The following is a 26,468-nucleotide window of genomic DNA, read 5'->3' as shown; positions in this document are numbered from 1 at the left end:
CCGCCGTGGTCACGGCCGCGGCGGCAGCGGTCACGGCGGCGGTCACGGCCACGGCGGCGGCCGTCACGGCCGGGGGCGCGGTCACCGTCGAACCGGTGGTCACGGTCGTCGCCGCGGTCACCGTGGTGGCCGCCAGGGCCGCCTGGGCGCGGGCCGCGTCCGCCATGAACGCCGAGAGGAATCGCCGTTCGGCCGGGCTCAGCGCGCGCGAGCGGCCGGATTCGCGGTCCCTCGCGACCACCACGGTCCGCGCCCGCATAAAGGTGAGCCGATCCCGGCAGACATTCACCTCGACCTGCACGGAACTGCGCCCGAGCCGCTCCACGGTGAGCCGCACCGAGAGCGGCTCGGGCCGGTGGTGCAGCTGTTCCAGGTAATCGATCTCGTGCCGCGCGATAAGGAATCCGGCCGGGAACAGGGCCTCCCGCACGGCGGTCGCGTGGTGGCGGAACAGGTCGTGAATCCCCTCCTGGACGTAGCCGACCAGACGGGCGTTGTTGATGTGCCCGTTCTCGTCGACGTCGCTCCACCGGGTGGGGCAGGACAGCACGTGCGCGCCCGGCTGCACCGCGTTCACTGCCTGGTCAGCCCGGCACCGGCGGGGAGCAGCGCGCGCTGCAACCTGGCGTAGTAGCCGGAGTGTTCGGCCGCCATCCGGGCCGCGGTCCAGCCCTCCTCGGCCGCTTCGGCGGCCGCCTGGACGACCAGGCTGTCCAGCACCGCGTCGACGGCCCGGCACAAGTCGTGGACGGCCGCGAGCCGCTCGGTCACATCCGCCCCGCTCCCTGCATTCCGGGACGGGAAGGCGGCCAGTGACTCCATCGCGAGCTGAAGGTCGTCGACTCCGTCCGGCCGGTTTTCCGCAGGGAAATTCCGCATGTTTTTCTCCATGACTCATTCGGCCATTACGGCCCAGTAACTAGCGTTCGAATACACCGGATCGGTGTCGACCCCCCGACCCCACGACGCTATCCCAGCCGAACGGGGTCGACGGATGGTTTGTGGACCGCGACGGAAAACTGACCTCCATCGGAGTAGTTTGTCGGGGCACACAATATGCCCCATCAGCCGGATGCCGTCCGCAGTTCGGGTGGTATCTCCGACGCGCGCCCCACGATCGACTCCCCGGGGTCCGAAGTCTGCTACCAGCCACTCCACCACCTCGCCTTGTACAGGTGCGTGCCGCGCAGCGACCGCGTGCCCTCCGGGCGGTGCAGGGTGATCACCGACGTGCACCAGTCGCACGGCGCCGTGTGCTCGGGCGCCACCGTGAGCAGCCGGCCCGTCCCGGGCTCGTCGCCCACGCTCTTCAGGTCCCGCTCGGCGGCCGGATCGGCCAGGTGCACGGCGGAGAAGCGGTCGGCCGCCGGGTCGTAGCGCCACAGCCCCGCCAGGGTGGTCACCCAGAACCGCCCGGGATCCCCCAACACGGCGGCCAGGTCGTGCCCGCCGCTGCCGGGCAGCGCACTGCTCCGCGCCACCGTGAGGGTGGGCGCGGCGGGGGTGCCGCCGACCCGCAGCGCCGTCAACGCCGTGTCGCCGAGCACCCACAGCAGGCCGCTCCGCCCGTCCCAGTGCACCCCGTGCGCACCGGGCAGCCGGAACTCCGCGAACGCCGCGGCCCGCGGCCCCTGCGAGGCCGCGTACAGCCGCACCCAGCCGCCCGCGCTCGCGGCCACCGCCACGTTGCCGTCCGGCAGCAGCTCGATGCTGTGCGGGTTGACGGCCGGCCCCAGGTCCGCCGCCCAGTGGACACGGCCGGTGACGACCTCCACGGCGGCGGCCAGCCCGCCGGAGGCGGTCGTCAGCAGATAGCGCCGCCCCTGCCGGAACCGGGACTTCGCCTCGTCCGGGTTCGTCCAGCTGCGCGCGGGCGTCAGATCCGCCAACTCCGGTGCCCGGTCGGCACTCCAGCCCCAGACCACCGGCAACCGGTCCGGCCCGCGATAGGCCATCAGCTCCTCGGCGCTCTGCAACACCAGCACGCTGCGCGAGGCCTGGTCCACGACCGCCACCTGCCAGCCCGGCGACCTGGCCCACGCGCCGCTCCCGGGCACGCAGAGCAGCAGGGCGACCGCGAGGGCCGGCAGTGTTCTCCTCAGCACGCCTTCACCGTCGGCGCTCCGGACCCGCTCCGCTCGGCGGCACGTCCGAACGGCCGATCGCCACGGCGGCGGCAGGCGCGACCGGTCTCCGGCCTGCGTCCGTCAGTACGTCCCGTAGAAGCGGTGCCACCAGGTGGGCCGCTCGACGTGCCGGGGCGGCCGGCTCGGCCCGGCGTAGTCCTCCTCCAGGAGTTCCTCCGGAACGACCGTGTACCCGAGCCCGACCAGTGCCCGGCACACGGTCGCGAGGTCGGCAGCATCCAGTTCCCCTTCCGCCCGGGCCTCCTCGGTGCCGAGGAAGGCTCCGGGATTGTCGGCGCAAACCAGCGCGAGGGAGCCGAACTTGCTCACGCAGACGACGATCCGGGTGCCGCACGCGGTGGCTTCCGCGGGCACGGTGACCCGCCCGAACTCGCTGGAGTCCTGGGTGTCCTGTTCGGCTCCGCACCCGGTTGAGAAGTCCGCCTCCAGGCGGGCCACGAGGCCGCGGAACAGGACGGCGGTCGCGCCGCGGTCGTAGTCCGCCGGCCACTCCAGCCACTCCGGGTCGTCGAGTTCGCGCAAGACCGTCAGCAGATCCGCCCTGTTCGCCGTCACCCGCACATCCTGGCGTGCCGGCCGCACCGGTGGCCACCCCGACACGGCCGGAGACGCCTGCCGGCATGCCGGCCGCCGAACACCGGCAGCCGTCGTTCGGCGTTCGGCGTTCGGGGGCTCAGCGCGCGAAGGTTCAGCGTCCGGAGACGAAGTCCGCGACCCGGGCGATCGGCGAGGCCGTGGCCCGGCCCGCCGCCTCCTGGCGGTCGGCGGCGTGGTACGCGGCGTACATCGCGTGCACGCCCAGCCAGCGCAGCGGTTCCGGCTCCCAGCGCCGTACGGTGTGGCCCACCCAGGGCAGCCGGGTCAGCTCGGTGTCGCGGCCGAGCACCAGGTCCCGCAGGGTGCGGCCGGCCAGGTTGGCGGTGGTCACCCCGCTGCCGACGTACCCGCCCGCCCAGCCGAGCCCGCTCGCCCGGTCCAGGTCCACCGTGGAGCACCAGTCCCTGGGCACGCCGAGCACGCCCGCCCAGGCGTGGTCGATCCGGACGTGCGCGGCGGCCGGGAAGAAGCCGTTCAGGATCCGGCGGAGCTGTCGCACCGTCTCCGCCTGGGTGCTGCCGTCCGAGTCCGTCCGCGAGCCGAACCGGTACGGCACACCGCGCCCGCCGAGTGCGATCCGGTCGTCGGCGGTGCGCTGCGCGTACATGTAGGCGTGCGCGAAGTCGCCCAGCACCTCCTGGCCCTGCCAGCCGGCCTCCGCCCAGAACTCCGCGGGCAGCGGCTCGGTGGCGACCATCGCCGAGTTCATCGGCAGCCACGTGCGCTTCTCGCCGCGCAGCGCCGCGGTGAACCCCTCGGTGGCGCGCAGCACGTGGTCGGCGGTGACGGTGCCGTACGGGGTGACGGCGCGGGGCCTGCGGTGGCCGGTGCCGGGCAGGACGGCGCTGACGGCCGTCCCCTCGTACACCTCGACACCCAGCTCGCGCACCGTGCGGGCGAGGCCGCGGACGAGCTTGGCGGGCTGGATGCGGGCACCGTACGGGGTCCAGCAGCCGCCGAGGGTTCCGGCGACGTTGATCCGCTCGGCGGCCTCCCTGGCGCCGAGCAGCTCGACGCGGCCCTCGCCGTAGGCCCGTTCGTCCTCGACGAACGCGTGCAGGCGCTCCAGCTGCGGCTTGTTGCGGGCGACTTCCAGCACGCCGCCGCGGACGATGTCCGCCTCGATCCGTTCGGCGGCGGCGATGTCGACGACCTCCCCGACCGCCTCGTCCATCACCCGCTGCATCGCCACCGCGCGCTGCTGCCCGTACCTCTCGGCGAACGCGCCGCGGCCCGCGAAGCCGTTGTACAGCCAACCGCCGTTGCGGCCCGAGGCTCCGTAGCCGCAGAAGCGCTGTTCGAGGACGGCGATCCGGAGGGCGGGGTCGGCCTTCTTGAGGTAGTAGGCGGTCCAGAGCCCGGTGTACCCGCCGCCGACGACGCACACGTCGACGTCGCGGCTCCCCGGCAGCCCCGGGCCCGGCTCGGGCACCCCGTCCGCCGCGTACCAGAACGACACCTCGCCGTTGACCGCCGCCACCGGAAACCTCCCACGCCCTCGCTGACCTGCCCGGACGCTACCTCCGCGGGCGCGCCGGGGGCCACCCTCCACCCTGCAAGGATCACTGGTCCCGGCCGGCCACCCTGTCAGATCCGCAGCAGCTCCAGGGCCCGCGTCCAGTCGTAGGAGCCCGGCGTGAAGTCCGCGATCCGCACCCCCATCCGCCGCAGCTTCGCCAGGCTGTCCGCGTACGCCGGATGCGCCGCCTGCGCCGCGCTCAGACAGGGCTGCACGGCGACCGGGACGCCCCAGCCGTACGACTCGCAGAGGATGCCGAGGGCGAGGGTGTCCGAGATGCCGAGGGCCCACTTGTTGACGGAGTTGAAGGTGGCCGGCGAGACGACGATCGCGTCCGGACCGGGCAGCGGCCTGGGCTCCCCCGGCTTCCGCCAGGCCGAACGGATCGGATGCCCCGTCTGCGCGACGATCGCGTCGGCGTCGACGAGCGCCATGGCGTTCGGCGTCGCCACCACCCCGACGTCCCAGCCCTGCGCCTGGGCCGCGGAGATCAACTCCCCGACGCCACCCGCGACTCCCGCCGCGCACACCACGACGTACAACACCGGCTTCCTGGCCTCGGACATCCTGGATTCCCCATTCTCGGACCCGCCTTCGGACCCCAGAACAGTAAGCTGCCCGCTTGGTCCGCTCGCTCCGCCGGCCGCCCTCAGGTCCTGATCCGGACCGGCGGGGCGATCGACGGTGGGGAGCAACGGGGCGTCGTGGCGCAGACGGTGAGCGGTCTCGGGTGGGGGCCGTCGAGGATCTGGACGGACCAGAGCACGGCGTAGTCACCTCCGCAGATGCCGCAGCCGGGCCGGGGGTCGGCGATGCCAGGTGCCGGCGGTGCCGTGGGCATCGGGGGCACGACGGGCGGCGGCGGGGGTGGCGGGGTGAGCGGGGGCGGGGGTGTGGTGTCCCAGACGGGTAGGTCCGGGGCGAGGGCCACGAAGTCGTGGCCGCACTCGGAGCAGGTGTCCAGGACGGACTCGGTGCGCATGTCGCCGCACTGCGGGCAGAAGGTCACCGGCTGCTCGTCGGCGGCGGTGCTCTCGCAGCGCGAGCAGACGAAGTCCGGGTCGATCCTGGCCTGTTGGAAGATCGACCCGAAGATCAGGAAGGGATTGGGGTCGCCGTCCTTCTCGTACGTCGTCTGCATCACCGAGGCGATCGTCCTGAGGCGGTTCTTCCGCTGCCGCAGCCGTTTGAGGTCCAGGTTCACGACCTTGGTCTGCCGGCAGGCCCGGCAGGTGCAGAGCGTGCGGACGGGCAGGCGGGAGCGGATGCCGAACTGGCGGTGCAGGAACTCGAAGGCCGGGCGGTCCGCCTCCGCGACCGCCACCTCCACCGAGCCGAGGCCGCCCGCACTGAGGCGCCCCTCCACCACCGCCGCCAACCGCCTGACGTCGGACGCCAGTTGGTCGGGCACGCCGGCCGGCCTGCTGCCGATCATCACCGGGATCGCCAGCAGGGTGCGGGCGGTGGCCATGTCCATCGTGTGGAAGCCGGCCGGGGAGCGGAAGACGATCCGGTCGATGCCCTCCCACAGGGACGGGCCGGCGCTGCGGCGCCCGCCGGCCAGCCGCTCGTTGACGCGGGCGGCGACGCCGCCGACAAGGCGCCGGCCGGCCTCGTGGTGCCGGGCCAGGGTGTCGGCCCTGGGTGCCCGGGACCACCAGCGGGGCTGGGGGAAGCCGGCCGCCCCGGCCGCCGGGTCGAGGCCGGTGAGGGCCCGGTCGAGGGCGAGCAGTGTCGTCCGGAAGGCGGCCAGGCAGGGGTCCTGGATGCCCAGCGCGACGACCGAGATCGCCCGGTCGGCCAGGTGCAGGGACACCGAGGTGTGGTCGCTGCCATCGGGTGCGACGTGGAGGCGCGCCGCGAGCGGCACCTGGTCGGGCAGGAGCATCGCGGAGCGGACGGCGGAGCCGCGCCGGGCCTCGACCACGGTGGCCATCTCCGAGGTGATCTGGAAGCCGAGCGAGCGCAGCGCGTCCACGGCGGCGACCCGGACGCGCCCGGCATCCGTGTGGACGCGGCGCTCGGCGTCGAGCGTGATCGAGGCCAATGTTCCTCCGGAGGAACGAAGTTGATGATGCGGATCGGGGACGGTCACGCTACCGTGGCGAACTCAGCCCGCCGCCGTGACCACCAGTTCGGCGGCGGTGTCGGCGCAGCCCCAGCTGAGGGTGACGCCCGCGCCGCCGTGGCCGTAGTTGTGGACGATGCGGCCGTCCGGGTCCGCTTCGAGGCGGGGGCCGCCGTGGCGGGCGGGTCGCAGGCCGACGGCGTGGCGGAGGACGCGGGCCTCGCGCAGTGCGGGGACGTGGGCCGTGCAACGGGCGAGGATGGCCTCGGCCGTGGCCGGGTCGGGCGTGGTGTTCCAGTCGTCCTCCTCGAAGGTGCCGCCGAGGACGACGTCGGTGCTGCGGGGGTGGATGTAGGTGTAGCCGGCCGGGTCGTCCTGGATACGGGTCGAGCTGGGCAGTCCGGGGTTGCGGACCAGGACGAGCTGGCCGCGCACCGGGTGGACGGCCTGGTCGTCGCAGAGCCGCCGGGCGCCGAGTCCGGTGGCGTTGACCACCACGGGCGCCCAGTCCCCGGCCCGGCCGAGGGTGTCGAGGCGGCGGTGGACGATCTCGCCCCCGTTGTCGGTGAACCGGCCGAGCAGCCAGGGCAGGTAGAGCGGCATCTCGACGGCGGGGGCCGTGAACGACCAGCCGCCCGCGCAGTCCGGTCCGCGTTCGGCGGCGGTCAGCGGGCGCAGGTCGGGGACGGCGGCGCCCCACCAGGGCAGGCCCTCCGACTGCCGCTCGTGCGCCGGCATGCGGGTGCTGCGCATCGAGACGCCGGGCACGCCGTCCCGCGCCTGGCGGGCGAACTCGGCGAAGGCCGTCGCGGACCAGTCGGCGACCCGGCTGTCGGTGCCCGTGGCGACCGGGAACCAGACGGCCGCGGCCGTGGCCGAGGTCGTCGACAGCAGACCGTCGGCCGTCACCACGACGACCCGACGGCCTCTCTCCTGCAAGCGGATCGCCGTGGTGAGCCCGATGATCCCGCCGCCGACCACGACGACGTCCGCCACACCATCCACCATCGCGAACTCCTCCTCCGAGGGCCGCCCACCGGGTGTCGGCGGCCACCTCCAGGAAAGCCGGTCGCACCGGGAGCCGTCCAAGACCGGTTCTGTCCCGAGGCGATAAGCCGGCCTTATCATCACCGGATGGATCTGCGCCGCATGCGCTACTTCTCCGTGCTGGCTGAGGAGTTGAACTTCACCCGGGCCGCCCGCCGGCTACACGTGGCGCAGCCGGCGCTCAGTCAACAGATCAAGGCGCTGGAGCGGCAGCTCGGCGCGCAGCTGGTCGAACGCACCAGCAAAGGCTGCGCGCTGACCCCGGTCGGGCGGGCGGTCGCCGAGGAGGCCCGGCGGGTGCTGCGGGAGGTCGCGGAGGCCGGGGAGCGGATCGCGGCGGTGGTCCAGGGGCGGGAGGGACGGCTGCGGGTGGCGTACACCCGTTCCGCCCGGGGCGGGGTCTGCGACGCCCTGGTGACGGAGTTCCGCAACCGGTATCCCCGGCTGGACGTGGCGTTGCAGACCGGCTGGACGTCGCACAGCGTCGCCGAGCTGCTCGCCGGGCGGCTGGACGCGGCGTTCGTCCGGCCGCCGCTCGACGTCCCCGGGCTCGACTGCCGGATCATCGCCGAGGAGGAACTGCTGCTCGCCGTTCCGGCGGGCCATCCGCTCGCCCGCACCCGGGCCCGGATCGGCCGGCACCGGATCGCCGACGAGCCGGTGGTGCTGTGGCCGCGCGAGAACGGGCCCGGGATGCACGCGCTGATCACCGGGCAGCTGTGGCCCGGAGGGTCGCCGCGGATCGTCCGGGAGGAGCCGGACGACGAGCAGCTGCTGTTGGCGGTGGCGGCGGGATACGGCATCGCGCCGATCCCCGAGGGACGGGCCCGGGTGTTCCGGATTCCCGGCGTCTGCCTGCGCCGGCTCACGGCTCCGGTGCCGACCGTCACCCTGGGGCTCGCCCACCATCCGCGGACCGCGCCCCCGGCCGTCCAGCTGCTGCTGGCGATGGTGCCGCCGCTCGTCGGGCCGGGGGTGCCGCCGGGCAACGGGCGGCCGTGATTCCGTACGGCGACCGTGCCCGGCCCCGTCATGCCGCGGGGGCGGGCACGGCCGTCAGGGCGGCGGACCGGCCGTCAGGTGCGGGCACGGTCGCCGGGGCGGGTCGCCGGACACCGTCGCCGGGCGCGGAGCCGTTCGCCGCGTCCGGCCTCAGCCGATGGTGGAGCCGGTGATCGGGGCGGAGAGCTCGACGGTCCGGCCGTTCAGGGCGGTCTTGACGAACTGCCAGCTCAGGCCGGTGATGACGCCCTTGTCCAGCGGGGCCAGCTTGGCGAAGGCGGGCTGGCTGAGGTCGATGTGGGTGGAGTCGCAGGAGGGACACTGGTCCCTCACCGGGACGGTGATGGTCTTGCCCTGGTAGGTGACCTTGACCGAGATGCCCTTGCAGACCGGGTCGTTGTTCGGGTTGGCGGTGGTCCACCAGGTGTGGGAGACGGCGACCAGCATCTGGGTGGCGGCGTTGATCTGGGTGCCGCAGGCACCGTAACCGGCGTCGTTGTAGTAGGTGGCCTTGCCGCTCATGGGCTGGTTGATCGGTATCGCGGCGCTGGCGGAGCCGGCGGTGAGGGCGATGAGGGCGGCCGCGGCGAGCGGGGCGCCCGCGAGGATCCTGAGGTTCTTGCCGATGACACGCATGGTTCGGTCCCTCCGGTCGAATTTGCGATCATGGGCATGACAGGCGCAAGTCGCCATATCAGCACGTCAGTTCGCCGATCGAATGCCCACCCTTGTAGAGGGAACGTATGCGGCTGCCCGCGCGGTGGTCCAGACCTCCACGATGTTGGCATGAACACAAAGCAAGGATCTTTACCAATACGGCCGAAGGGGCGATGATGCGTGACCGCTCCGGCACGGAGGGTGTTGACAGGCCGTCACCCGAGCCACTCCGGAGGCCTCCTCAGATGCGCACCTCGCTCGTCGCCCTGCTCCTCGGCACCGCCCTGTTCTCGACCGCCGCACCCGCCAGCGCCGCACCCGCCACCGCCGACGCGGCACCCCCCGTGGTGAACCAGGGCTACAGCATCCCGGTCGCCGGCGTCACCGACCTCGGCGCGCTGCCCGTCCTCGGCAGCCTCGGGCTGGACTTCGCCCGCCTGCTCGCGCAGTAGCACCCGCACCCGCACCCGCACCACGGTGACCGAACGTCACAGCCGCAGCGGCAGTCGCACCGGAATCCGGGCAGCCGTCGGCCCCGGCGCGGGAACCTCCCGCGCCGGCCCGGATTACTTGCGCTCCGAAAATTAGTAACCCGGTGCCCCGGCCACAAGGCCGAACGTCCGCCCGCAGCGCGCCCGCCATCCCCCCGCCATCGGCCGCAACACGGCGCAAGGGGCCGCAAGCGGCCGAAACGAAGCGGCAACACCCTTTCCCACCAGCAGAGATGACGATTGACAGGGCCCGGTTCGGTTCAGCACGATGAGGCCAGAGCCCGCGCCCAGCGACCCGGAAGGAGGGCCGATGCACACCGTCGTCCGCCCCGTCCCCTGTCGCCGCCCGCGCCGCTGTCGTCGCGGCGCGCTCGCCCGCTGACCGTCCGCCGAAGCGGACCGCCACACCCCCGCACCGCACCCCACGCCGCGTCGCGGCCCCGTGGAGCCGTACGCCCACAGCTGCCCGGACGCCCGTCCGCGCTCCCTCCCGCTGTCACGCACCGTCACGTCACCAAACGTCACCCCAGCCACCGCACCCACCCCGAAAGGGCCCCGCCATGACCACCGTCACCACCCCGACCACGCTCCGCCTCACCCCCGTCGCCGGCCGGATCGGCGCGATCGTGCACGACATACGCCTCGGCGGCGACCTCCCCGCCGAGACCGTCGCCGCCCTGGAGGCCGCCCTGTACGAGCACAAGGTGCTCTTCTTCCGCGGCCAGCAGCACCTGGACGACGCCGGGCAGGAGGCCTTCGCCCGGCTGCTCGGCCGGCCCGTCGGCCACCCCACCGTGCCCAGCGCGGACGGCCGCTACATCTTCGAGCTGGACGCCACCAAGGGCGTGCGCGCCAACAACTGGCACACCGACGTCACCTTCGTCCCGTCCTACCCCAAGGCCTCGATCCTGCGTTCCCTGGAGGTCCCGCCGGCCGGCGGCAGCACCGTCTGGGCCAACACCGCGGCCGCCTACCGGGACCTGCCCGCCCCGCTGAAGACGCTCGCCGAGAGCCTGCGCGCCGTCCACACCAACGACTACGACTACGCCGCCCGGCTCGCCCTGCGCCCCGAGCTGGCGGACAACGTCGAGGTCGCCAAGCTGTTCCGGGAGGTGTTCGTCTCCACCGCGTTCAAGACCGAGCACCCCGTGGTCCGGGTCCACCCGGTGACCGGCGAGAAGACCCTGCTGCTGGGTGCCTTCGCCCAGCGCATCCAGCTCCTCTCGGGCGACGACAGCAAGGCGCTGATCGACCTCTTCCAGCGCTACGTGGAGCGGCTGGAGAACACCGTCCGCTGGGACTGGCAGGTCGGCGACGTGGCGATCTGGGACAACCGCGCCACCCAGCACTACGCGGTCGCCGACTACGGCGACGAGCCGCGCCTGGTGCGCCGGATCACCCTGGACGGCGACCTGCCGGTCGGCGTGGACGGCACCCCGAGCCGGCTGCTGGAGCCCGCCGACCCGCCGCGGGTGCCCGGTCTGGTGCCCGCCGAGGAGCTCGAAGCGGCCGGCTGACCCGGGGCCCACGGACACCCGACGGCAGGAACGACACCCGTGACCACGTCCACCGCCCCGCGCTCCGGCGACGACCGCCGGGACGCCAACGCCGCCGCCGTCCTGCGCACGGTGCTCGACCACGGGCCGATCGCCCGCAGCCGGGTCGCCGCGCTCACCGGCCTCAGCGCCTCGGCCGTCTCCCGCCAGACGGTGGACCTGGTCCGGCTCGGACTCCTGCACGAGCGGCCGGAGCCGGCGGGCCCCGGCACCCGCGCGCCGGGCCGCCCCCAGCTCCCGCTCGACCTCGACCCGGACCGGCTCGCCGTGGCCGGGCTGCACATCGGCCTGCCGTTCACCACCGTCGCGCTGCTCGACCTGCGCGGCCGGGTCCTGGTGCGCAAGGAGGTCCCCAACCACGGCCGGACCGGGCCCGGCCTGCTGAGGCCGCTGCTCGCCCGGCTGCCCCGGCTGCTCGACAGGCTGCGCGGCGACCGTACGGTGGTCGGGCTGGGCGCCGTCACCGGCGGCTCGGTCGATCCGCAACGCGGCCTGATCATTCGTCACGATCCGCTGGAGTGGCGTGACTTGCCGCTCAGCGCGCTGCTGGCGGATGCCACCGCACTGCCCGTCCAGGTGGACAACCACGCTCGGGCGCTCACCCTGGCCGAGATCCTGTTCGGCCACCCGGCGGCCCGCCGCAGCATGGTGCAGCTGTTCGTCGGCCACGTGGTGGACGCGGCGCTGGCGGTCGCGGGCACGGTCCACCTGGGCCCGCCCTCGGTCACCGGCGACCTCGGCCACCTCCCGGTCTCGGGTACGGTCACCGATCCTGACGCGGACAGCCGGGAGCGCTGCCACTGCGGCCGGCTCGGCTGTCTCTCGGTGGCCGCCTCGGACACCACGCTGTTCGCGGCGGCCGCCGCCGCCGGGATCACCGCGGGACCGGACCGGGCCCAGCTGGCCGCCGCCGTCCGACGGGGCGACCCGGCGGCCGGGCGGCTGGTCCGCAACCGGGCCCTGATCATCGGCCGGGCGCTCGCCCTGCTCGCCGACGTGGTCAACCCCGACCTGGTGGTGCTGACCGAGCACTTCACCGCCCTCGATCCGGCCCATCTCGACGTCGTCCGGGCCGAGTTCGCACTCCGCTCGCACCTGCACCGGGACGCCGGCCTGCTGATCACCCAGCGGCGCGGCCGGGACGTGCTGGCCGTGGCCGCCGGGGCGCCGGTGCTGGGCGAGCTGTACGCCCGGCCGGTCCACGCACTCGCCGCCGCGCCCCGCCCGTGAGCCCCGCACCTCCTCGCAAGCTCCCCGTCCCCGAAGGACCCCCATGACCGCGCTCCCCCGTCCCCCCGCCCCGAGCCGCCGCGCCCTGCTGCGCGCGGGACTCGCCGGTGCCGGCCTGCTGACGCTCGCGAGCTGCCGGTCCGCCGTCGAGCACGCCAGGAACGCCGCCGACGCCGTGGACGCCGGATCCCCGCGCCGGGGCGGTGTGCTGACCGTCTCGACCGGCGTCGACGTCACCCCGAGCCTGCTGTTCGCCGTGAGCGCCAACACCCTGGTCCAGCGGCTCGCGTTCAACACCCTCACCAGGTACGACGACCGGCTCCAGCCGCAGCCCGAGCTGGCCACCGCCTGGGAGGTCGCCCCGGACGGCCTGAGCGTCACGCTCAGGCTGCGCGAGGACGTGCTGTTCCACAGCGGCCGCCGGTTCACCGCCGACGACGTGGTCTTCGCCGTCAGGAACCTCCAGAACCCCGCCCGCTCGGCCCAGTTGCGCTCCACCGCCGCCGCCGTCACCGACTTCCGCAGGAACGGCGACTTCGAGCTGACCCTGGTGCTCGCACACCCGGTGAGCAACCTCTTCGACCTCTTCGAGTTCATGATCATCCCGGACGCGGCCACCATCGAGGACGCCGTCGCGGGCACCGGGCTGATCGGCACGGGGCCGTTCACCCTCACCGGGCGCAAGCCGGGCTCCTCGCTCACCTTCGCCCGCAACGAGCACTACTGGAACCCCGGCCGCCCCCACCTCGACGGCGTCGAGATCCGGATCATCCCGCAGGCCGAGTCGCTGCTGTCCTCGCTCAGGACCGGCCAGACCCACCTGTCCTACAACATCCGCGGCAAGGACGTCGCGGCCCTGCGCACCGACCCCCAGTTCCGGATCAGGCAGTACGACACCGGTGCCGGCGCCCACTACATCGGCGTCGACGTCACCGCCGAGCACGTCCGCGACAAGCGCGTCCGCCAGGCCATCGCCTGGGCCGTCGACCGCGACCGCCTCGTCCAGCAGGCCCTCGGAGGCTACGGCACCGTCTCCTCGGTGCCCTGGCCCAAGTCTTCCCCGGCCTACACCGAGGCCGGCGCCACCCACTACCGGCACGACCCGGAGCGGGCCCGGGCACTGCTCAGCGAGGCCGGCGCGGAGCACATCACCCTGCCCTTCGGCCACTCCAACGATGCCGGGTCGACCGCGATCGCGCAGATCCTCCAGTACGACCTCCAGCAGGTCGGCATCGACACCGTGCTCCAGCCCGCCGACCCGCCGACCATGCAGAAGCAGCTGATCTCCCAGTCCATGCCCGCCCTGTGGACGCTCAGCCACGGCTTCGCCCAGCTCCAGCCCGCGACCCTCGCGGTGAGCGCCTACCCCTTCAACGAGGCCAAGAACAGCTCGCGCTTCGGCTCCCCCGACTACACCGACGTGGTGCGGCGGGCCTGGAACCGCAGCGACAGCGACAGCCCCGAGGCCAGGGCGCTCTACCGGCAGATCACCGACGTGCTGCTGGACGAGGAGTTCGTGATCGACCTCGCCATCGCCGGACTGGTCGAGGTCGCGGGCCAGCCGGCCCGGGGCGTCACGCTCAACAAGTTCGGCTACCTCAACCTCGACGACGCCTACCTCACGGCCTGAGCAGGACGGCCCGGAACCCCATGCGCACCTTTCTCCTGAAACGCCTCCCCAGCGGACTGCTCGTCCTGGTCCTCGCCTCCTTCCTGGTCTTCCTCATCCTCCGGCTGATCCCCGGCGACCCGGCCACCACGCTCGCCGGACCGGACGCCACCCCCGCCACCGTCGAGGCCATCCGGAACCAGCTCGGGCTCGACCAGCCACTGTTCGGGCAGTACGCGAGCTGGCTCGGCCGAGTGCTGACCGGCGACCTCGGGCCGAGCTACGCGATCGGCGGCCAGGTCTCCGACCTGATCGGCAACGGCCTCGGCGCCACCGCCCAACTCACCCTCGGCGCCCTGCTGCTGGTGGTACTGATCGCATTGCCGCTGGCCGTGGCTGGTGCCACCACCAGGCGCCGCCCGGTCGCCGCCGCGGTCCAGGCCGTCACCACCGGAGTGCTGGCGATCCCGCCGTTCGTCACCGGCGTGCTGCTGGTCCTGCTGTTCGCCGTCTCCTTCGAACTGCTCCCGGCCGGCGGGCACGAGTCCCTGCTGGCCGAACCGGACCTGGCCGTCCAGTACCTGGCGATGCCCGCCGTCTGCCTGGCCCTGCCCAGCGCCGCCGTGCTGGCCCGCTACCTCAGGGACGGCATCGAACGCGCCCTCGCCGAGGACTACGTCCGCACCGCGACCGCGCTCGGCGTCTCCCGGCGGCGGATCGTCTGGCTGCACGCCCTGCCCAACGCACTGCCCTCCGCCGTCACCGTCCTCGGCCTCCAGATCGGCCACCTCATCGCCGGGGCCGTCCTGGTGGAGCGGATCTTCGCCTGGCCCGGCCTCGGCCAGCTGATCGAGCAGGGCGTGGTGCGCCGGGACTACCCGGTGGTGCAGGACCTGCTGCTGCTCGTGGTCGCGGTCTACGTGGCCGTCCAACTGCTCACCGACCTGGCCTACACCTGGCTCGACCCCCGGATCCGCTGGGAGTGACCCGATGACCACCGCCACCCTTCCCCTCAAGTCCGCGGCACCGCGCGGGCGTTACCGCACCGCGCTGCTCAGCCCGCGCGGCCTGGCCGGGCTCGCCCTGGTCGGTGTGGTCGCCCTGGCCGGGCTGTTCGCGCCGCTGCTCACCGGCACCGACCCGAACGCCCAGAGCGCCCTCGCCCTGGCCGGCCCCAGCGCCGGACACCCCTTCGGCACCGACGACCTGGGCCGCGACCTGTACAGCCGGGTGCTGCACGGCATCGGCACCGACCTCGCACTGATCGTCACCGCCGTCCCGGCCGGCGCACTGCTCGGCTGCTCCGCCGCCCTGCTCGCGGCCACCTCCCGGTGGACCGACCTCGCCGTGCAGCGGGCCTTCGACCTGCTGCTCGCCTTCCCCGGGCTGATCCTCGCCCTGGCCGTGACCGCCGTCCTCGGCCCCGGCCGCTGGCCGGTGGTGATCGTCATCGCACTGGCCGAGATCCCCGGCTTCGGGCGGCAGTTGCGGGCCGGCATCCTGGTCCAGCGGGAGCGCGAGTACGCCCTGGCGGCCCGGATCGGCGGCGCCTCCCGGGCCCGGGTGCTGCTGCGGCACGTACTGCCCAACGCCGTCGACCCGCTGATCGTGCAGACCGCCGTGGCGCTCTCGCTCGGCGTGTTCATCGAGGGCGCGATGAGCTTCCTCGGCCTCGGGGTCCGCCCGCCGGAGCCCACCCTGGGCAGCATCCTCAGCCAGTCCGTCGCCTACCTGGCCACCCATCCGACCTTCGCGGCCGCCCCGCTGGCCGCCACCACCGCGCTGGTGCTCGGCTTCACGCTGATCGCCGAGGCCCTGAACCGGGGGATCCGCCGATGACCACCGTGCTCCGCGTCACCGACCTCACCGTACGGTTCGGCGACGCCCGCACCCCGGGCGACGCCGCCGTCGACGGCGTCGGCTTCGACCTCGCCGCCGGCGACACCCTGGGCATCGTCGGCGAGTCCGGCTCCGGCAAGTCCACCACCGCGCTGGCCCTGCTGCGGATGCTGCCGCCCGGCGGCCGGATCACCGGCGGCTCGGTCGAACTCGCCGGGCAGGACCTCGCCGCCCTTCCCGAGGACGCGCTGCGCGCCCTGCGCGGCCGGCGGATCGCCATGGTCTTCCAGGACCCGATGTCCTCGCTCAACCCCGTGCTCACCGTCGGCCGCCAGCTGGACGAGGCGCTGCGCGCCCACGGCGACCGGGTGCGGAAGGCCGAACGGCAGGCCAGGGCAGCCGAGTTGCTCGACCTGGTCGGCATCCCGGACGCCGCCGGAAGGCTGCGCGACCACCCGCACCAGTTCTCCGGCGGCCAGCGCCAGCGCATCATGATCGCCCTCGCGCTGGCCCACGACGCCGAGGTGCTGGTCGCCGACGAGCCGACCACCGCCCTCGACCCGACCGTCCAGCAGCAGATCCTGAACCTGCTGGCCCGGATCAACCGGAAGACCGGCACCGCGCTGGTGGTGATCAGCCACGACCTCGGCGTGATCGCCAGGACCTGCCGCCGGCTGCTGGTCATGCGGCACGGCCGGGTGGTCGAGCGGGGCACCACCGCCGAGGTGCTGTCCCGGCCACAACACCCGTACACCCGGGAGCTGCTGGCCGCCGTACCGCGCCTCACGGAGCCCTCCAGGGCCGCCGCCAACAGCACCCCCGGGGCCCGGCCGCTGCTCACCGTCCGCGGCCTGACCAAGACGTACGGTTCCCGGCGGCGCGCCGTCACCGCACTGCACGGCGTCGACCTCGACCTGCATCCGGGCGAGACGCTGGGCCTGGTCGGCGAGTCCGGCTCCGGCAAGTCCACCCTGGCCAGGGCGCTGGTCCAGGCGCACGCGCCGTCCGGCGGCAGCATCCGCTTCGACGGCGAGGAACTCGGCCGCGGGGCACGCCCCGGCGGGCCGCACCGCGAGGTCCAACTGGTCTTCCAGGACCCGTACTCCTCGCTCAACCCCCGGATGACCGCCGGGCAGATCATCGCCGAACCGCTGATCGCCCACCGCCTCGGCGACCGGGAGCAGCGCGCCGCCCGGGTCGCCGAACTGCTGGAGCAGGTCGGGCTGGACCCGGCCACAGCCGACCGCCACCCACCCGCCTTCTCCGGCGGCCAGCGCCAACGCATTGGCATCGCCAGGGCGTTGGCGCCCGAGCCGCGCGTGCTGATCTGCGACGAACCGGTGTCCGCACTGGACGTCTCGGTGCAGGCCCAGGTGATCGAGCTGATCGCCCGGCTCCAGCGCGAACTCGGCCTGGCCGTCCTGTTCATCGCCCACGACCTGGCGGTGGTCCGCCGGGTCAGCCACCGGATCGCGGTGATGCACCGCGGCCGGATCGTCGAGACCGGCCCGGCCGACCGGGTCGTCACCGCGCCCGAACACCCGTACACCGCCGAACTGCTGGCCGCCGTGCCGGGCCTGGAGCCCGCTCCGGCCGCCGCCCGCTGACCAGCCACCCGCCCGAGCCACCCACCGGAGCACCCGATGAGCACCGCACCCGAGCCGGACCGCCCCGCCCCGAACCGCCCAGAGCCGGACCCACACCGCCGCGACCCGTACGCCGGCTTCCCCGGCACCGTCGGCCGCACCTTCGCCGAGTCCGTCCCCGCCTGGCCGCAGCGGGTCCGCCCGCGCGAGGGCGCGCCCAACGTCGTGGTCGTCCTGATCGACGACATGGGCTACAGCGACATCGGCCCGTTCGGCGCCGAGATCCCCACCCCCACCCTGGACCGCCTCGCCGCCACCGGCGTCCGGCTCGCCAACTACCACACCATGCCGCTCTGCTCCCCCGCCCGGGCGGCCCTGCTCACCGGCCTCAACCCGCACCGGGTCGGCTACTCCTTCGTCGCCAACGCCGACCCCGGCTTCCCCGGCTACGGCATGGAGGTCGCCGGGGACATCCCCACCCTGGCCGAACTGCTGCACGACGCCGGGTACGCCACCTACGCGGTCGGCAAGTGGCACCTCACCAGGGACTCCGCGTCCGGCGCCGCCGACGACCGGTCCAACTGGCCGCTCCAGAAGGGCTTCGACCAGTACTACGGCGTCCTGGAGGGCCTGACCAGCCTCTTCCACCCGCACCAACTCGTCCGCGACAACAGCCCGCTGGACATCGACGAGTTCCCCGACGGCTACTACTACACCGACGACATCACCGACCAGGCCGTCAGGATGGTCAAGTCGCTGCGCGCCCACGACGCCGACAAGCCCTTCTTCCTCTACCTCGCCCACAACGCCGTGCACGGCCCGCTCCAGGCCAAGCCCGAGGACCTGGCCCGCCACCGGGGCCGCTACGACGGCGGCTGGGACGAACTGCGCCGCGCCCGCTTCGCCCGCCAGCTGGCCGCCGGCCACTTCCCGCCCGGCACCGAACTGCCCGAGCGCAACTCCGAGGCCGGGTACGAGGTCGGCCCCTGGGACGAACTCACCGATGTCCAGAAGAAGTTGTACGCCCGCTACATGGAGGTGTACGCGGCGATGGTCGACAACGTCGACCAGAACCTCGGCCGGCTCACCGACACCCTCGCCGCCCTCGGCGAACTCGACAACACCGTCATCGTGTTCACCAGCGACAACGGCGGCACCGGCGAGGGCGGCGCCGAGGGCACCCGCAGCTACTTCAGCCGCTTCGTCCACCACCCGAACCTGCCGGCCGACTGGAACCCGGACGTCGCACGCGAGATCGACCTGATCGGCGGCCCGCGGAGCCTGGTCCACTACCCGCGCGGCTGGGGCATGGCCTCCAACACCCCGTTCCGCCTCTACAAGGGCCAGACCTACGCGGGCGGCGTCCGCGTCCCCTTCGTGCTCTCCTGGCCGGCCGGCCTGCCGCGCGCCGAGTCCGACACCGGCGTCCGCTCCCAGTACCAGTACGTCACCGACATCCTGCCCACCCTGCTCGAACTCGCTGGCGTGGAACGGCCGTCGGAGCGCCGCGCCCAGCCCGTCCAGGAGCTGGACGGCGTCAGCTTCGCCTCCGTGCTCCGCGACGGAGCGGCGCCCGGCACCCACCACGAGCAGTACTGCGAGATGACCGGCAACCGCAGCTACTACCGCGACGGCTGGAAGCTGGTCACCCTGCACCGCCCGGGCGCCCCGTACGACGACGGCGAGTGGGCGCTGTACGACCTGCGCACCGACCCCACCGAGATCCACGACCTCGCCGCCGAACACCCGGATATCGTCAAGGAGTTGTCCGCCGCTTGGGAAGCCGCCGCCTGGCGCGACGGGGTCTTCCCGCTGGCCGACGGCAGCGGCGCCCTCGCCCTGCGCGGCCCGGAGGCGGAGCGGCTGCGCCGCCCGGTCACCCTGCTGGCCGGCACCCCCGAGCTGGAACGCTACCGCTCCTCCCGGCTGGTCTCCTTCCGCTCCTTCACCGTGGAGGCCGCGCTCGACGGCTACCGGGCGGGCGACCAGGGCGTCCTGGTCTCGCACGGCGACCAGGGCGGCGGCTACAGCCTCTACGTCGAGGACGGCCGGCTGCGCCTCGCCTACAACCAGTACGGCGAGCTGCTGGAGGCCGACGGCGGCCCGGTGCCGGACGGCGCCCGGCTGGTCACCCTGGAGGCCACCGCGGTCGCCGACCTCAGGTGGGAGTTCCGGCTGCTGGTGGACGGCGCCGAGGGCGGCCGGCTCGGCCCGGTCCACCAGCTGATCGGCATGGCGCCGTTCCAGGGCATCAGCGTCGGCGTCGACCGCAAGTCCCCGGTCTCCTGGCCGGTGCACGAGCGGCACCGGTCCTTCCGCTACACCGGCGGCCTGCGCTCCGTCACCTACCTGCCGGGCGAGCCCGCGCCGTACGACCCGGAGACCGTCGCCCGGGCGCTGCGCGAGGCGGCGGCGGCCTTCGAGTAGCCGTCCGTCCGGCGGCGGGCCCCCGATCCGCCCACCAGGATCCGCCCACCCGGGTTACCCTCGTCCCGCGCGGCGACCCGCCCGCGCGGCCGACCCAGGGGGGAACGGATGATCGAGGACCTGCTGCCGGACGTCGTGGTGACCGAGGTGGCGTACGACGACCCGCCGGAGGCCCGGCTGGAGCCCGAGGAGGAGGAGGCCGTCGCCCGGGCCGTCGACAAGCGCCGCCGCGAGTACACCACCGTCCGGCACTGCGCCCGGATCGCCCTCGGCCGGCTCGGCGTCGCGTACCGCCCGCTCGTCCCCGGCCTGCGCGGCGCGCCGAGCTGGCCGGACGGCGTGATCGGTAGCCTCACCCACTGCGACGGCTTCCGCGCGGCCGCCGTGGCCAGGGCCGGCACCCTCGCCTCCGTCGGCATCGACGCCGAGCCCGCGCTGCCGCTGCCCGAGGGCGTCCAGGAGGCGATCGCGCTGCCGGTCGAGCAGCAGCGCCTCGCCAAGCTCGCCGCCGAGCACCCGGACGTCCCGTGGGACCGCATCCTGTTCAGCGCCAAGGAGTCGGTGTACAAGGCCTGGTTCCCGCTGACCCGGCTCTTCCTGGACTTCAGCGAGGCCGAGCTGGACCTCTCCCCCGACGGCACCTTCACCGCCCGGCTGCTGGTCCCGGGACCGGTGGTCGGCGGCCGGCAGCTCGACGGCTTCGACGGCCGCTGGGCCGTGCGGGACGGCCTGCTCGCCACCGCGATCGCCGTCGCCCTCTGAGGCACCACCCCCGGACGCCTCCCGGCCCTGCCGTTCACCGCCGCCGCATATTCTCGTCCCCGTGACGGTGACCTATGTGATCGACGGCAACGAGATCAGGACCCTGGAGGACTTCTGGGACGTGGTCGGGCGGACCATCGGCGTGGACGGCTACTTCGGCCGCAACCTCGACGCCTTCGCCGACTGCCTGCGCGGCGGCTACGGCACGCCGGAGGACGGGGACTGGGTCATCCAGTGGCGCCACCACGAGGTCTCCCGCCGCAACCTCGGCTACCCGGAGACGGTCCGCCGGCTGGAGCTGCGGCTGGCCCACGCCCACCCCGCCAACCGCGAGCGCGTCACCGCCGAGCTGAGCGCCGCCAGGGCGGGCCGGGGGCCGACGGTCTTCGACTGGCTGGTCAGGATCATCGAGGAGGAGCACCCGGGCGGCCTGCGGCTGGCCTGAGCCGCCCGGCGACGGCGCACCCGGTTCACGCGCGGCCGGGGCACGCCCTGGTCACAACACGTCCGGTCACAACACGTCCGGTCACAACACGTCCGAGAGCCGGACGAAGCGCCGCCCGGCCGCCAGCAGCCCCGGCACCGCCGCCGCCACACCGGGGGCGGTGCCACCGCCCGGGTGGTTCAGGTGGCCGATCACGATCGCGCCCGGCGGGGCCGAGCCGACCTCCTGCCGCACCTCGGCGGCCCGGAGCGTCGCGCCGCCGTCCCCGTTCACGCTGAAGCCGGCCACCTGCTGGCCCAGGTCGGCGACCACCCGGGTGGCGACGTCGTCGTAGTGCGCGGTGCCGGAACGGAAGAACCGGGGCGGGTGCCCGAGCAGCTCGGCGAGCTTGTGGGCGTTGCCCGCCACCTCGTCGTAGACCTCGCCGACGCCGTCGGTGCCGGCGATGCCGTAGGCGGAGCGGCCGGTGACCGAGAGCGGGCGGTGGGCGGTGCCGTGGTTGCCGATCTCGAACAGCGGGTCGGCGGCGAGCACCTCGAACTCGTCCGGGTTGGCGTCGATCCAGCGGGCGTTCAGGAAGAGCGTGGCCGGCACCTCGTGCGCCCGCAGGAAGTCGATCAGATCGGCGTCGTAGCCGTTGCCGCCGGGGCCGCCGCAGGCGTCGAAGGTGAGCGCCGTGGCGCTCTCGCCCTCCGGCAGCTCGGTGACCACCCCGGAGACCTCCAGCCCCCACTCGCTCGGGGCCAGCGCGCCGTACCGCTCCACCAGCTCGGCCCGGGTCGGCTCGTGCGGCGGTTGCCGCGCGGGCTCCGGCGTGGTCTCCGGCGTGGTCTCCGGCGCCGTCTTCAGCGCGGACGCGGCGGCTTCCGCAGGCCCCGCGGACGGTACCGCCGAGGCCGCCGCGGCGGAGACCGACGGCGAGGGCGAGCCGACGCCCACCGCCCCGGCCCGGCACCCCGCCAGCGCTCCTCCGGCCACCACCAGCAGCAGCGTCCGCCGACTCACCGACACGCTCGTCTCCCGTTCGCGCTCTTTCTCATATAAACCGATGACATGACTATGAACCGACCATTCGTCACTCCCCGCAACTCGCCCCCGCCCCCGCCGGGTCCCTCTTCACCGGCCCGCCCCGTCCCCGTGGGCCCCGACTCACCCCCGGTTCACCCACCGGGGTAGGCACGCGAGCGACCCGCCCGTCCCGATCCGGAGGCCTCCGATGCCGACCGAGCCCAGCGCCCCGCGACCCGACCAGCCGACCCCCCGACCCGGCGACCCATCGGCCGCACAGCCGGTCACCGGGCCCGCCCGCCGCGACCTGCTCCGCACCGGCCTCGCCACCGGCGCCGCCACCGCCCTCGGCCTCGCCGCCGCCACCGGCCCGGCGCACGCCACCCCCGCCGACGGCCCCGGCGGCTCACCCGGCGGCGCTCCCGCCGACCGCACCCTCATCCTCACCGGCCACCTGCCCACCGGCTCCCCCGACTTCGTCCACCTCCCGGTCGAAGTCCCCGAGGGCATCCGCGAGATCGCCGTCTCCTACGGCTACGACAAGCCCCAGGTCCCGGCCGGCACCCCCGGCAACTCCTGCGACATCGGCATCTTCGACGAGCGCGGCACCGACCTCGGCGGCCCCGGCTTCCGCGGCTGGTCCGGCGGCTTCCGCACCGAGTTCAGCCTCTCCCGCGGCGCCGCGACCCCCGGCTACCTCCCCGGGCCGGTCAACCCCGGCACCTGGCACGTGGTCCTCGGCCCCTACCAGATCGCCCCGCAGGGCCTGGACTACCACGTCGAGGTCACCCTCAGGTCCGGTGCGCCCGGGCCGCAGTTCACCCCGCACTACCCGGCGGAGCGGGCCCGCGGCCGCGGCCGCGCCTGGTACCGGGGCGACTGCCACCTGCACACCGTCCACTCCGACGGGCGGCGCAAGCCCGAGGAGGTGGCCGCCGGAGCCCGGGCGGCCGGCCTCGACTTCATCGTCTCGACCGACCACAACACCAGCTCCTCGCACGCCGCCTGGGGCCCGCTGGCCGGCCCCGACCTGCTGATCCTCCCCGGCGAGGAGATCACCACCCGCAACGGCCACTGGCTGGCCCTCGGCCTGAAGCCCGGCCAGTTCGTCGACTGGCGCTACCGCTCGCGCGACGAGGAGTTCCCGCGCTTCGCCCGCCAGGTCCACCGCGCCGGCGGCCTGGTGGTGCCGGCGCACCCGTACTGCCCGTACGTCGCCTGCCAGTGGAAGTTCGGCTACGACCAGGCCGACGCCGTCGAGGTGTGGAACGGCCCCTGGACGTACGACGACGAGTCGGCGGTGGACACCTGGGACGGCCGGCTCGCCGTCGCCCTGCGCGAGGGCCGCTCCTGGCTGCCCGCCCTGGGCAACAGCGACGCCCACAGCGAGCCGCAGCCGATCGGCTCCCCGCACACCGTGGTGCTGGCCGAGGACCTCACCCGGGACGCGATCCTGGACGGGCTGCGCGCCGGGCACAGCTGGCTGGCCGAATCCTCCGCCGTCGGGCTGGAGTTCACCGTCACCGGGAACGGCCGCCAGGCGGGCATCGGTGAGGAGCTGACCGTCCCGGCCGACGCCCCGCTGGACGTCAGGGTCACCGTCTCCGGCGTGCCCGGCGGGACGGTCCGGCTGCTCACCGACGAGGGCCAGATGCACCAGGAGTCGCTGCCCGCCGACGGCTCGGGCACCGTGGTCTGGCGCACCACCGCCTCGCTCGCCGCCTACGTCCGGGCCGAGGTGCGCCACCCGAAGGCGGACGGCACCCCGGGCAAGGGCAACGCGATGGGCCCCGACCTGCCCTGGGGGCCGATGGCGGCGCTCACCAACCCGATCGTGCTGAGCACCGGGGGCCGCTGACAACCCCCTTCCGGTCGGCCGACCCGCCCGGAACCCGGGCGGGGGAGGACTCGGACCACCCGTTTGGACTAGGTTGAACCCCGAAACGCATCAGTCGTAGGGACGAGGCGGTCGGTTGTCCGATCCGGGCCGACCAGCCCGTTCGCACGCCGACCGCCCCGCCCCGGCTACCCGTCCGACCCCGGCCCCGCGAAGGGATCAGCAGCTGTGAACCGTACGACCGTAGGTGGGCCGGAGCTCGGGGGCGGCCTGGGCGCCGGGGGCGTCCTCGTCCTCGTCGACCCGGCCGGGGCCGGGAACAGCCCGGTCGCGGAGCTGCTCGCCCGGGAGCTGAACCCGAGCGTCCACCTGCGGACGGACGACTTCCTGCGGGTCATCCGCAGCGGCCAGCTCCCGCCCCACCTGCCCGAGGCCGGCCGCCAGAACGCCACCGCGATGGCCGCCGCCGCCCAGGCCGCCTTCGCCTACGCCACCCGCGGCTACCAGGTCGTGGTGGAGTCCCCCACCGTCCCGGGCGCCCTCGACACCTTCCGCCGCGAGAGCCGCACCACCGGCGCCGCCCTCCACTACGTGGTGCTCCACCCCGGCCCGGCCGCCGAGGACGCGCCCCACATCCTCGACACCACCGACCTGGACGCCGAGGCCACCGCCGTCTCCGTCCTCGCCGCCCTCACCCGCCGCACCCACCTGCTCGGCTGGTAGGCGCCGCCCTGGCGGCCGCCCGCTCCGGCGCGGGCCGTCGGCTGGGTCGTCGGCACGGGTCACGCGCCCACCGTGCCGTCGATCGCCTCCCGCAGGAAGTCCGCGTGCCCGTTGTGCCGGGCGTACTCGTGGATCAGGTGGAGCATCACCAGCCGCAGCGACACCTCGGCGTCCCACCGGGCCTGGTAACCGGTGACGTCGAGGGAGTCCGCGGCGAGCTCGATCCGGCGGGAGTGCCCGACCTCGGCCCGCCAGGCGTCGAAGGCCTCGGCCCGGGTGGCGCCGTCCGGGTCGTACGCGGCCTGGTAGTCGCCGTCCTCGGACCAGACCAGCGGCAGGTCCTCACCGTCGATCACCCGGCGGAACCAGGTGCGCTCGACCTCCGCCATGTGCCGGACCAGCCCGAGCAGACTGAGCGTCGAGGGCGGGCTCGCGCGCAGGCGCAGCTGCTCGTCGGTCAGGCCCTCGCACTTCAGGGCGAGGGTCGCCCGGTGGAAGTCCAGGAAGCCGCGCAGCATCTCGCGCTCACCGCCGGTCAGCGGCGGGGCGGGACGGTCGTCGGGGACGTTCACGGTGTCGTTCTCCTCGTACCGGTCGGGAATCCCCGCGGACTGTAGCGGACCACCGGGCCGGTCCGACGGGTATTTTCCGGCCCGCCCCGGGCGTCGCAGCGTTCCCCGCTGTCCCGCGGACACCCCTTTATCACGTACCGTGTTCGGACCACCACAGGTTTGGGTACGTACCTCGGCGCGCCCGACCGCCGGGCGCCCACCGAGCAGGAGACCCAGCGGCCCATGGATCACAACCGCATCCCCCCGACCGTGCGCCAGACCTACGGCGCCGACGACCTCAGCACCGCCCCGTCGTTCGCCGGAGGCTTCATCAACTTCGGCTACTGGCAGGGGATCGACCTCACCGCCCCGACCCCCGAGGACCGGGTGCACAGCCAGGAACAGCTCTACCGGCGGGCGTTGCGGGAGTTCCCCGAACCGCGCCAACGACTGCGACTGGCGGAGGTCGGCTGCGGCCGTGGACTGGGAGCCGCCCTCGCCCTGCGGGAGTTCCGGTTCGCGGCGGTGACGGGCGTGGACATCCACCCCGACCAGATCGAACGAGCCCGCGCCGTCAACGCGAGAGCCCTGGCGACGTACCCCGATCGGTTGGCCTACACCCTGGGCTCGGCGGACGAACTCCCCTTCTCCGACGGCTACCTGGACGGCGTCTTCTCCGTCGAAGCCGCCCAGCACTTCCGCGAACTCACCGGCTTCGCCCGCGAGAGCGCCCGCGTCCTGCGCCCCGGCGGCCGCCTCGTCGTCACCACCTTCTTCACCGCCCCCGGCCCCGACGCCGAGGAACGCCTCAAGATCCTCCTCGCCAGCTTCGCCGACGGCCTCGACGTCGCCCACCCCCTCGACGACTTCACCGCCGACCTCACCCGCCACGGCTTCACCGACATCACCACCGAAGCCATCGGCGCCGACGTCTGGCCAGGCCTCGACCGCTACCTCACCGACACCGTCCCCACCGCCCACTGGACCCGCCACTTCCTCCCCGCCTGGCGCGACGGCCTCCTCGACTACCACGTCCTCACCGCCATCCGCATCTGACACCGGTCCCGGGGCCGGTCCACGCGACCCGCGGACCGGCCCGACCAGCGGTTGTTGCCGTCGCCGCTGTCGCCAGAGACACAGGACCGGCTCCTCCTCTGGGCTCGGCCTGGACGATGGAGCGAGGCCATGGCGTTGCCGGCCCGGGCCACGCACGGTGGTGCGGACGGCAACCGTCAGCCGTCGGCCCGCGGGTCGGAGGCGGCGCGCGGGCCGTCCGGGGTCTCGCGCACGACCTGGAGGTGGCCCGCCGCGTCGTCGAGGGCGGCGAGTGCGGTCGTGCGGAAGCCCGCGGCCCGCAGGCCGTCGGC

At 74.1% G+C, this 26,468-nt stretch carries 25 protein-coding genes; 14 read left to right on the top strand and 11 right to left on the bottom strand.

Annotation, left to right across the window (positions count from 1 at the left end; genetic code table 11):
- The 8 genes from BU198_RS43730 to BU198_RS05915 form a co-directional block, all read right to left on the bottom strand.
- Window positions 1–577: acyl-CoA thioesterase (locus BU198_RS43730; protein ID WP_188295786.1), on the bottom strand; the 577-nt coding region annotated here is incomplete at its 3' end.
- Window positions 574–771: a hypothetical protein gene (locus BU198_RS43725; protein ID WP_049657510.1), complete on the bottom strand. Its 198-nt coding sequence runs from the start codon at window positions 769–771 to the stop codon at window positions 574–576. The genes BU198_RS43730 and BU198_RS43725, both read right to left, overlap by 4 nt.
- A gap of 371 nt (window positions 772–1,142) precedes the next feature.
- The gene (locus tag BU198_RS05940) at window positions 1,143–2,105 is read right to left on the bottom strand and encodes a DUF6528 family protein (protein ID WP_188295785.1); all 963 of its coding nucleotides are present in this window, start codon (window positions 2,103–2,105) and stop codon (window positions 1,143–1,145) included.
- A gap of 102 nt (window positions 2,106–2,207) precedes the next feature.
- The gene (locus BU198_RS05935) at window positions 2,208–2,702 is read right to left on the bottom strand and encodes a hypothetical protein (RefSeq protein ID WP_188295784.1); all 495 of its coding nucleotides are present in this window, start codon (window positions 2,700–2,702) and stop codon (window positions 2,208–2,210) included.
- Window positions 2,703–2,835: 133 nt separating this feature from the next.
- Window positions 2,836–4,224, bottom strand: coding sequence for an NAD(P)/FAD-dependent oxidoreductase (locus tag BU198_RS05930; protein WP_188295783.1), 1,389 nt, complete (start codon window positions 4,222–4,224; stop codon window positions 2,836–2,838).
- A gap of 107 nt (window positions 4,225–4,331) precedes the next feature.
- Window positions 4,332–4,829 carry a flavoprotein gene (locus BU198_RS05925; RefSeq protein WP_188295782.1) on the bottom strand — a complete coding sequence of 166 codons (498 nt, stop codon included), beginning with the start codon at window positions 4,827–4,829 and terminating at the stop codon, window positions 4,332–4,334.
- 83 nt (window positions 4,830–4,912) lie between these two features.
- Entirely contained in the window at window positions 4,913–6,310 is a 1,398-nt protein-coding gene (locus BU198_RS05920) for a hypothetical protein (protein ID WP_188295781.1), read from the bottom strand.
- A gap of 63 nt (window positions 6,311–6,373) precedes the next feature.
- Complete coding sequence (locus BU198_RS05915) at window positions 6,374–7,339, bottom strand: FAD-dependent oxidoreductase (protein WP_188295780.1); 966 nt, start codon at window positions 7,337–7,339, stop codon at window positions 6,374–6,376.
- 126 nt (window positions 7,340–7,465) lie between these two features.
- Here BU198_RS05915 and BU198_RS05910 point away from each other — a divergent pair, with 126 nt between their 5' ends.
- Window positions 7,466–8,380, top strand: coding sequence for a LysR family transcriptional regulator (locus tag BU198_RS05910; RefSeq protein ID WP_223243983.1), 915 nt, complete (start codon window positions 7,466–7,468; stop codon window positions 8,378–8,380).
- Window positions 8,381–8,530: 150 nt separating this feature from the next.
- Here BU198_RS05910 and BU198_RS05905 read toward each other — a convergent pair whose 3' ends face one another.
- Entirely contained in the window at window positions 8,531–9,016 is a 486-nt protein-coding gene (locus BU198_RS05905; RefSeq protein WP_188295779.1) for a cysteine/serine endopeptidase inhibitor, read from the bottom strand.
- Window positions 9,017–9,282: 266 nt separating this feature from the next.
- Between BU198_RS05905 and BU198_RS05900 the strand changes: the two genes are divergently transcribed.
- From BU198_RS05900 to BU198_RS05855, 10 genes are all read left to right on the top strand, one after another.
- Entirely contained in the window at window positions 9,283–9,489 is a 207-nt protein-coding gene (locus BU198_RS05900; RefSeq protein WP_188295778.1) for a hypothetical protein, read from the top strand.
- A gap of 599 nt (window positions 9,490–10,088) precedes the next feature.
- Window positions 10,089–11,045, top strand: coding sequence for a TauD/TfdA dioxygenase family protein (locus BU198_RS05895; RefSeq protein ID WP_188295777.1), 957 nt, complete (start codon window positions 10,089–10,091; stop codon window positions 11,043–11,045).
- A 39-nt stretch (window positions 11,046–11,084) separates the two neighbouring features.
- Complete coding sequence (locus tag BU198_RS05890) at window positions 11,085–12,314, top strand: ROK family transcriptional regulator (protein WP_188295776.1); 1,230 nt, start codon at window positions 11,085–11,087, stop codon at window positions 12,312–12,314.
- A 43-nt stretch (window positions 12,315–12,357) separates the two neighbouring features.
- Window positions 12,358–13,944, top strand: coding sequence for an ABC transporter substrate-binding protein (locus BU198_RS05885; RefSeq protein ID WP_188295775.1), 1,587 nt, complete (start codon window positions 12,358–12,360; stop codon window positions 13,942–13,944).
- 20 nt (window positions 13,945–13,964) lie between these two features.
- On the top strand, window positions 13,965–14,909 hold the full coding sequence (locus BU198_RS05880) for an ABC transporter permease (protein WP_188295774.1): 945 nt from the start codon (window positions 13,965–13,967) through the stop codon (window positions 14,907–14,909).
- A 4-nt stretch (window positions 14,910–14,913) separates the two neighbouring features.
- Window positions 14,914–15,762 (top strand): ABC transporter permease, encoded by an 849-nt coding sequence (locus BU198_RS05875; protein WP_188295773.1) that lies wholly within the window; start codon window positions 14,914–14,916, stop codon window positions 15,760–15,762.
- The gene (locus tag BU198_RS05870) at window positions 15,759–17,369 is read left to right on the top strand and encodes an ABC transporter ATP-binding protein (RefSeq protein ID WP_188295772.1); all 1,611 of its coding nucleotides are present in this window, start codon (window positions 15,759–15,761) and stop codon (window positions 17,367–17,369) included. The genes BU198_RS05875 and BU198_RS05870 overlap by 4 nt, the downstream gene beginning before the upstream one ends.
- A 36-nt stretch (window positions 17,370–17,405) precedes the next feature.
- On the top strand, window positions 17,406–19,775 hold the full coding sequence (locus tag BU198_RS05865) for an arylsulfatase (protein WP_188295771.1): 2,370 nt from the start codon (window positions 17,406–17,408) through the stop codon (window positions 19,773–19,775).
- 108 nt (window positions 19,776–19,883) lie between these two features.
- On the top strand, window positions 19,884–20,537 hold the full coding sequence (locus BU198_RS05860) for a 4'-phosphopantetheinyl transferase (protein WP_188295770.1): 654 nt from the start codon (window positions 19,884–19,886) through the stop codon (window positions 20,535–20,537).
- A 61-nt stretch (window positions 20,538–20,598) separates the two neighbouring features.
- Window positions 20,599–20,982 (top strand): barstar family protein, encoded by a 384-nt coding sequence (locus BU198_RS05855; RefSeq protein WP_188295769.1) that lies wholly within the window; start codon window positions 20,599–20,601, stop codon window positions 20,980–20,982.
- 81 nt (window positions 20,983–21,063) lie between these two features.
- On the opposite strand, the gene BU198_RS05850 is transcribed toward BU198_RS05855, so the two are convergent.
- Window positions 21,064–21,993, bottom strand: coding sequence for a polysaccharide deacetylase family protein (locus BU198_RS05850; RefSeq protein ID WP_188295768.1), 930 nt, complete (start codon window positions 21,991–21,993; stop codon window positions 21,064–21,066).
- A gap of 205 nt (window positions 21,994–22,198) precedes the next feature.
- Between BU198_RS05850 and BU198_RS05845 the strand changes: the two genes are divergently transcribed.
- Window positions 22,199–23,848 carry a CehA/McbA family metallohydrolase gene (locus tag BU198_RS05845; protein WP_188295767.1) on the top strand — a complete coding sequence of 550 codons (1,650 nt, stop codon included), beginning with the start codon at window positions 22,199–22,201 and terminating at the stop codon, window positions 23,846–23,848.
- Between the two features lie 207 nt (window positions 23,849–24,055).
- A complete protein-coding gene (locus tag BU198_RS05840) occupies window positions 24,056–24,550 on the top strand; it encodes an ATP-binding protein (RefSeq protein ID WP_188295766.1) in 495 nt (164 codons plus the stop codon).
- 59 nt (window positions 24,551–24,609) lie between these two features.
- On the opposite strand, the gene BU198_RS05835 is transcribed toward BU198_RS05840, so the two are convergent.
- A complete protein-coding gene (locus BU198_RS05835) occupies window positions 24,610–25,068 on the bottom strand; it encodes a DinB family protein (RefSeq protein WP_188295787.1) in 459 nt (152 codons plus the stop codon).
- A gap of 276 nt (window positions 25,069–25,344) precedes the next feature.
- Between BU198_RS05835 and BU198_RS05830 the strand changes: the two genes are divergently transcribed.
- Window positions 25,345–26,157 carry a class I SAM-dependent methyltransferase gene (locus BU198_RS05830; protein ID WP_188295765.1) on the top strand — a complete coding sequence of 271 codons (813 nt, stop codon included), beginning with the start codon at window positions 25,345–25,347 and terminating at the stop codon, window positions 26,155–26,157.
- The last annotated feature ends 311 nt before the right edge of the window (window positions 26,158–26,468 follow it).

This window comes from Streptomyces sp. CBMA156 (assembly GCF_014596515.1).
Classification (GTDB): domain Bacteria; phylum Actinomycetota; class Actinomycetes; order Streptomycetales; family Streptomycetaceae; genus Kitasatospora.
The sequence above is the reverse complement of the archived record's forward strand: the minus strand, read 5'-3'. Positions and strand labels throughout refer to the sequence as shown.

What these genes read in the sequence shown, in the direction of transcription:
- BU198_RS05900 (WP_188295778.1), top strand. Translation starts at nt 9,283, where the DNA reads ATGCGCACCTCGCTCGTCGCCCTGCTCCTCGGCACCGCCCTGTTCTCG.
- BU198_RS05905 (WP_188295779.1), bottom strand. Translation starts at nt 9,016, where the DNA reads ATGCGTGTCATCGGCAAGAACCTCAGGATCCTCGCGGGCGCCCCGCTC.
- BU198_RS05845 (WP_188295767.1), top strand. Translation starts at nt 22,199, where the DNA reads ATGCCGACCGAGCCCAGCGCCCCGCGACCCGACCAGCCGACCCCCCGA.
- BU198_RS05830 (WP_188295765.1), top strand. Translation starts at nt 25,345, where the DNA reads ATGGATCACAACCGCATCCCCCCGACCGTGCGCCAGACCTACGGCGCC.
- BU198_RS05875 (WP_188295773.1), top strand. Translation starts at nt 14,914, where the DNA reads ATGACCACCGCCACCCTTCCCCTCAAGTCCGCGGCACCGCGCGGGCGT.
- BU198_RS05925 (WP_188295782.1), bottom strand. Translation starts at nt 4,829, where the DNA reads ATGTCCGAGGCCAGGAAGCCGGTGTTGTACGTCGTGGTGTGCGCGGCG.
- BU198_RS05880 (WP_188295774.1), top strand. Translation starts at nt 13,965, where the DNA reads ATGCGCACCTTTCTCCTGAAACGCCTCCCCAGCGGACTGCTCGTCCTG.
- BU198_RS05910 (WP_223243983.1), top strand. Translation starts at nt 7,466, where the DNA reads ATGGATCTGCGCCGCATGCGCTACTTCTCCGTGCTGGCTGAGGAGTTG.
- BU198_RS05860 (WP_188295770.1), top strand. Translation starts at nt 19,884, where the DNA reads ATGATCGAGGACCTGCTGCCGGACGTCGTGGTGACCGAGGTGGCGTAC.
- BU198_RS05915 (WP_188295780.1), bottom strand. Translation starts at nt 7,339, where the DNA reads ATGGTGGATGGTGTGGCGGACGTCGTCGTGGTCGGCGGCGGGATCATC.
- BU198_RS05885 (WP_188295775.1), top strand. Translation starts at nt 12,358, where the DNA reads ATGACCGCGCTCCCCCGTCCCCCCGCCCCGAGCCGCCGCGCCCTGCTG.
- BU198_RS05865 (WP_188295771.1), top strand. Translation starts at nt 17,406, where the DNA reads ATGAGCACCGCACCCGAGCCGGACCGCCCCGCCCCGAACCGCCCAGAG.
- BU198_RS05835 (WP_188295787.1), bottom strand. Translation starts at nt 25,068, where the DNA reads ATGCTGCGCGGCTTCCTGGACTTCCACCGGGCGACCCTCGCCCTGAAG.
- BU198_RS05870 (WP_188295772.1), top strand. Translation starts at nt 15,759, where the DNA reads ATGACCACCGTGCTCCGCGTCACCGACCTCACCGTACGGTTCGGCGAC.
- BU198_RS05895 (WP_188295777.1), top strand. Translation starts at nt 10,089, where the DNA reads ATGACCACCGTCACCACCCCGACCACGCTCCGCCTCACCCCCGTCGCC.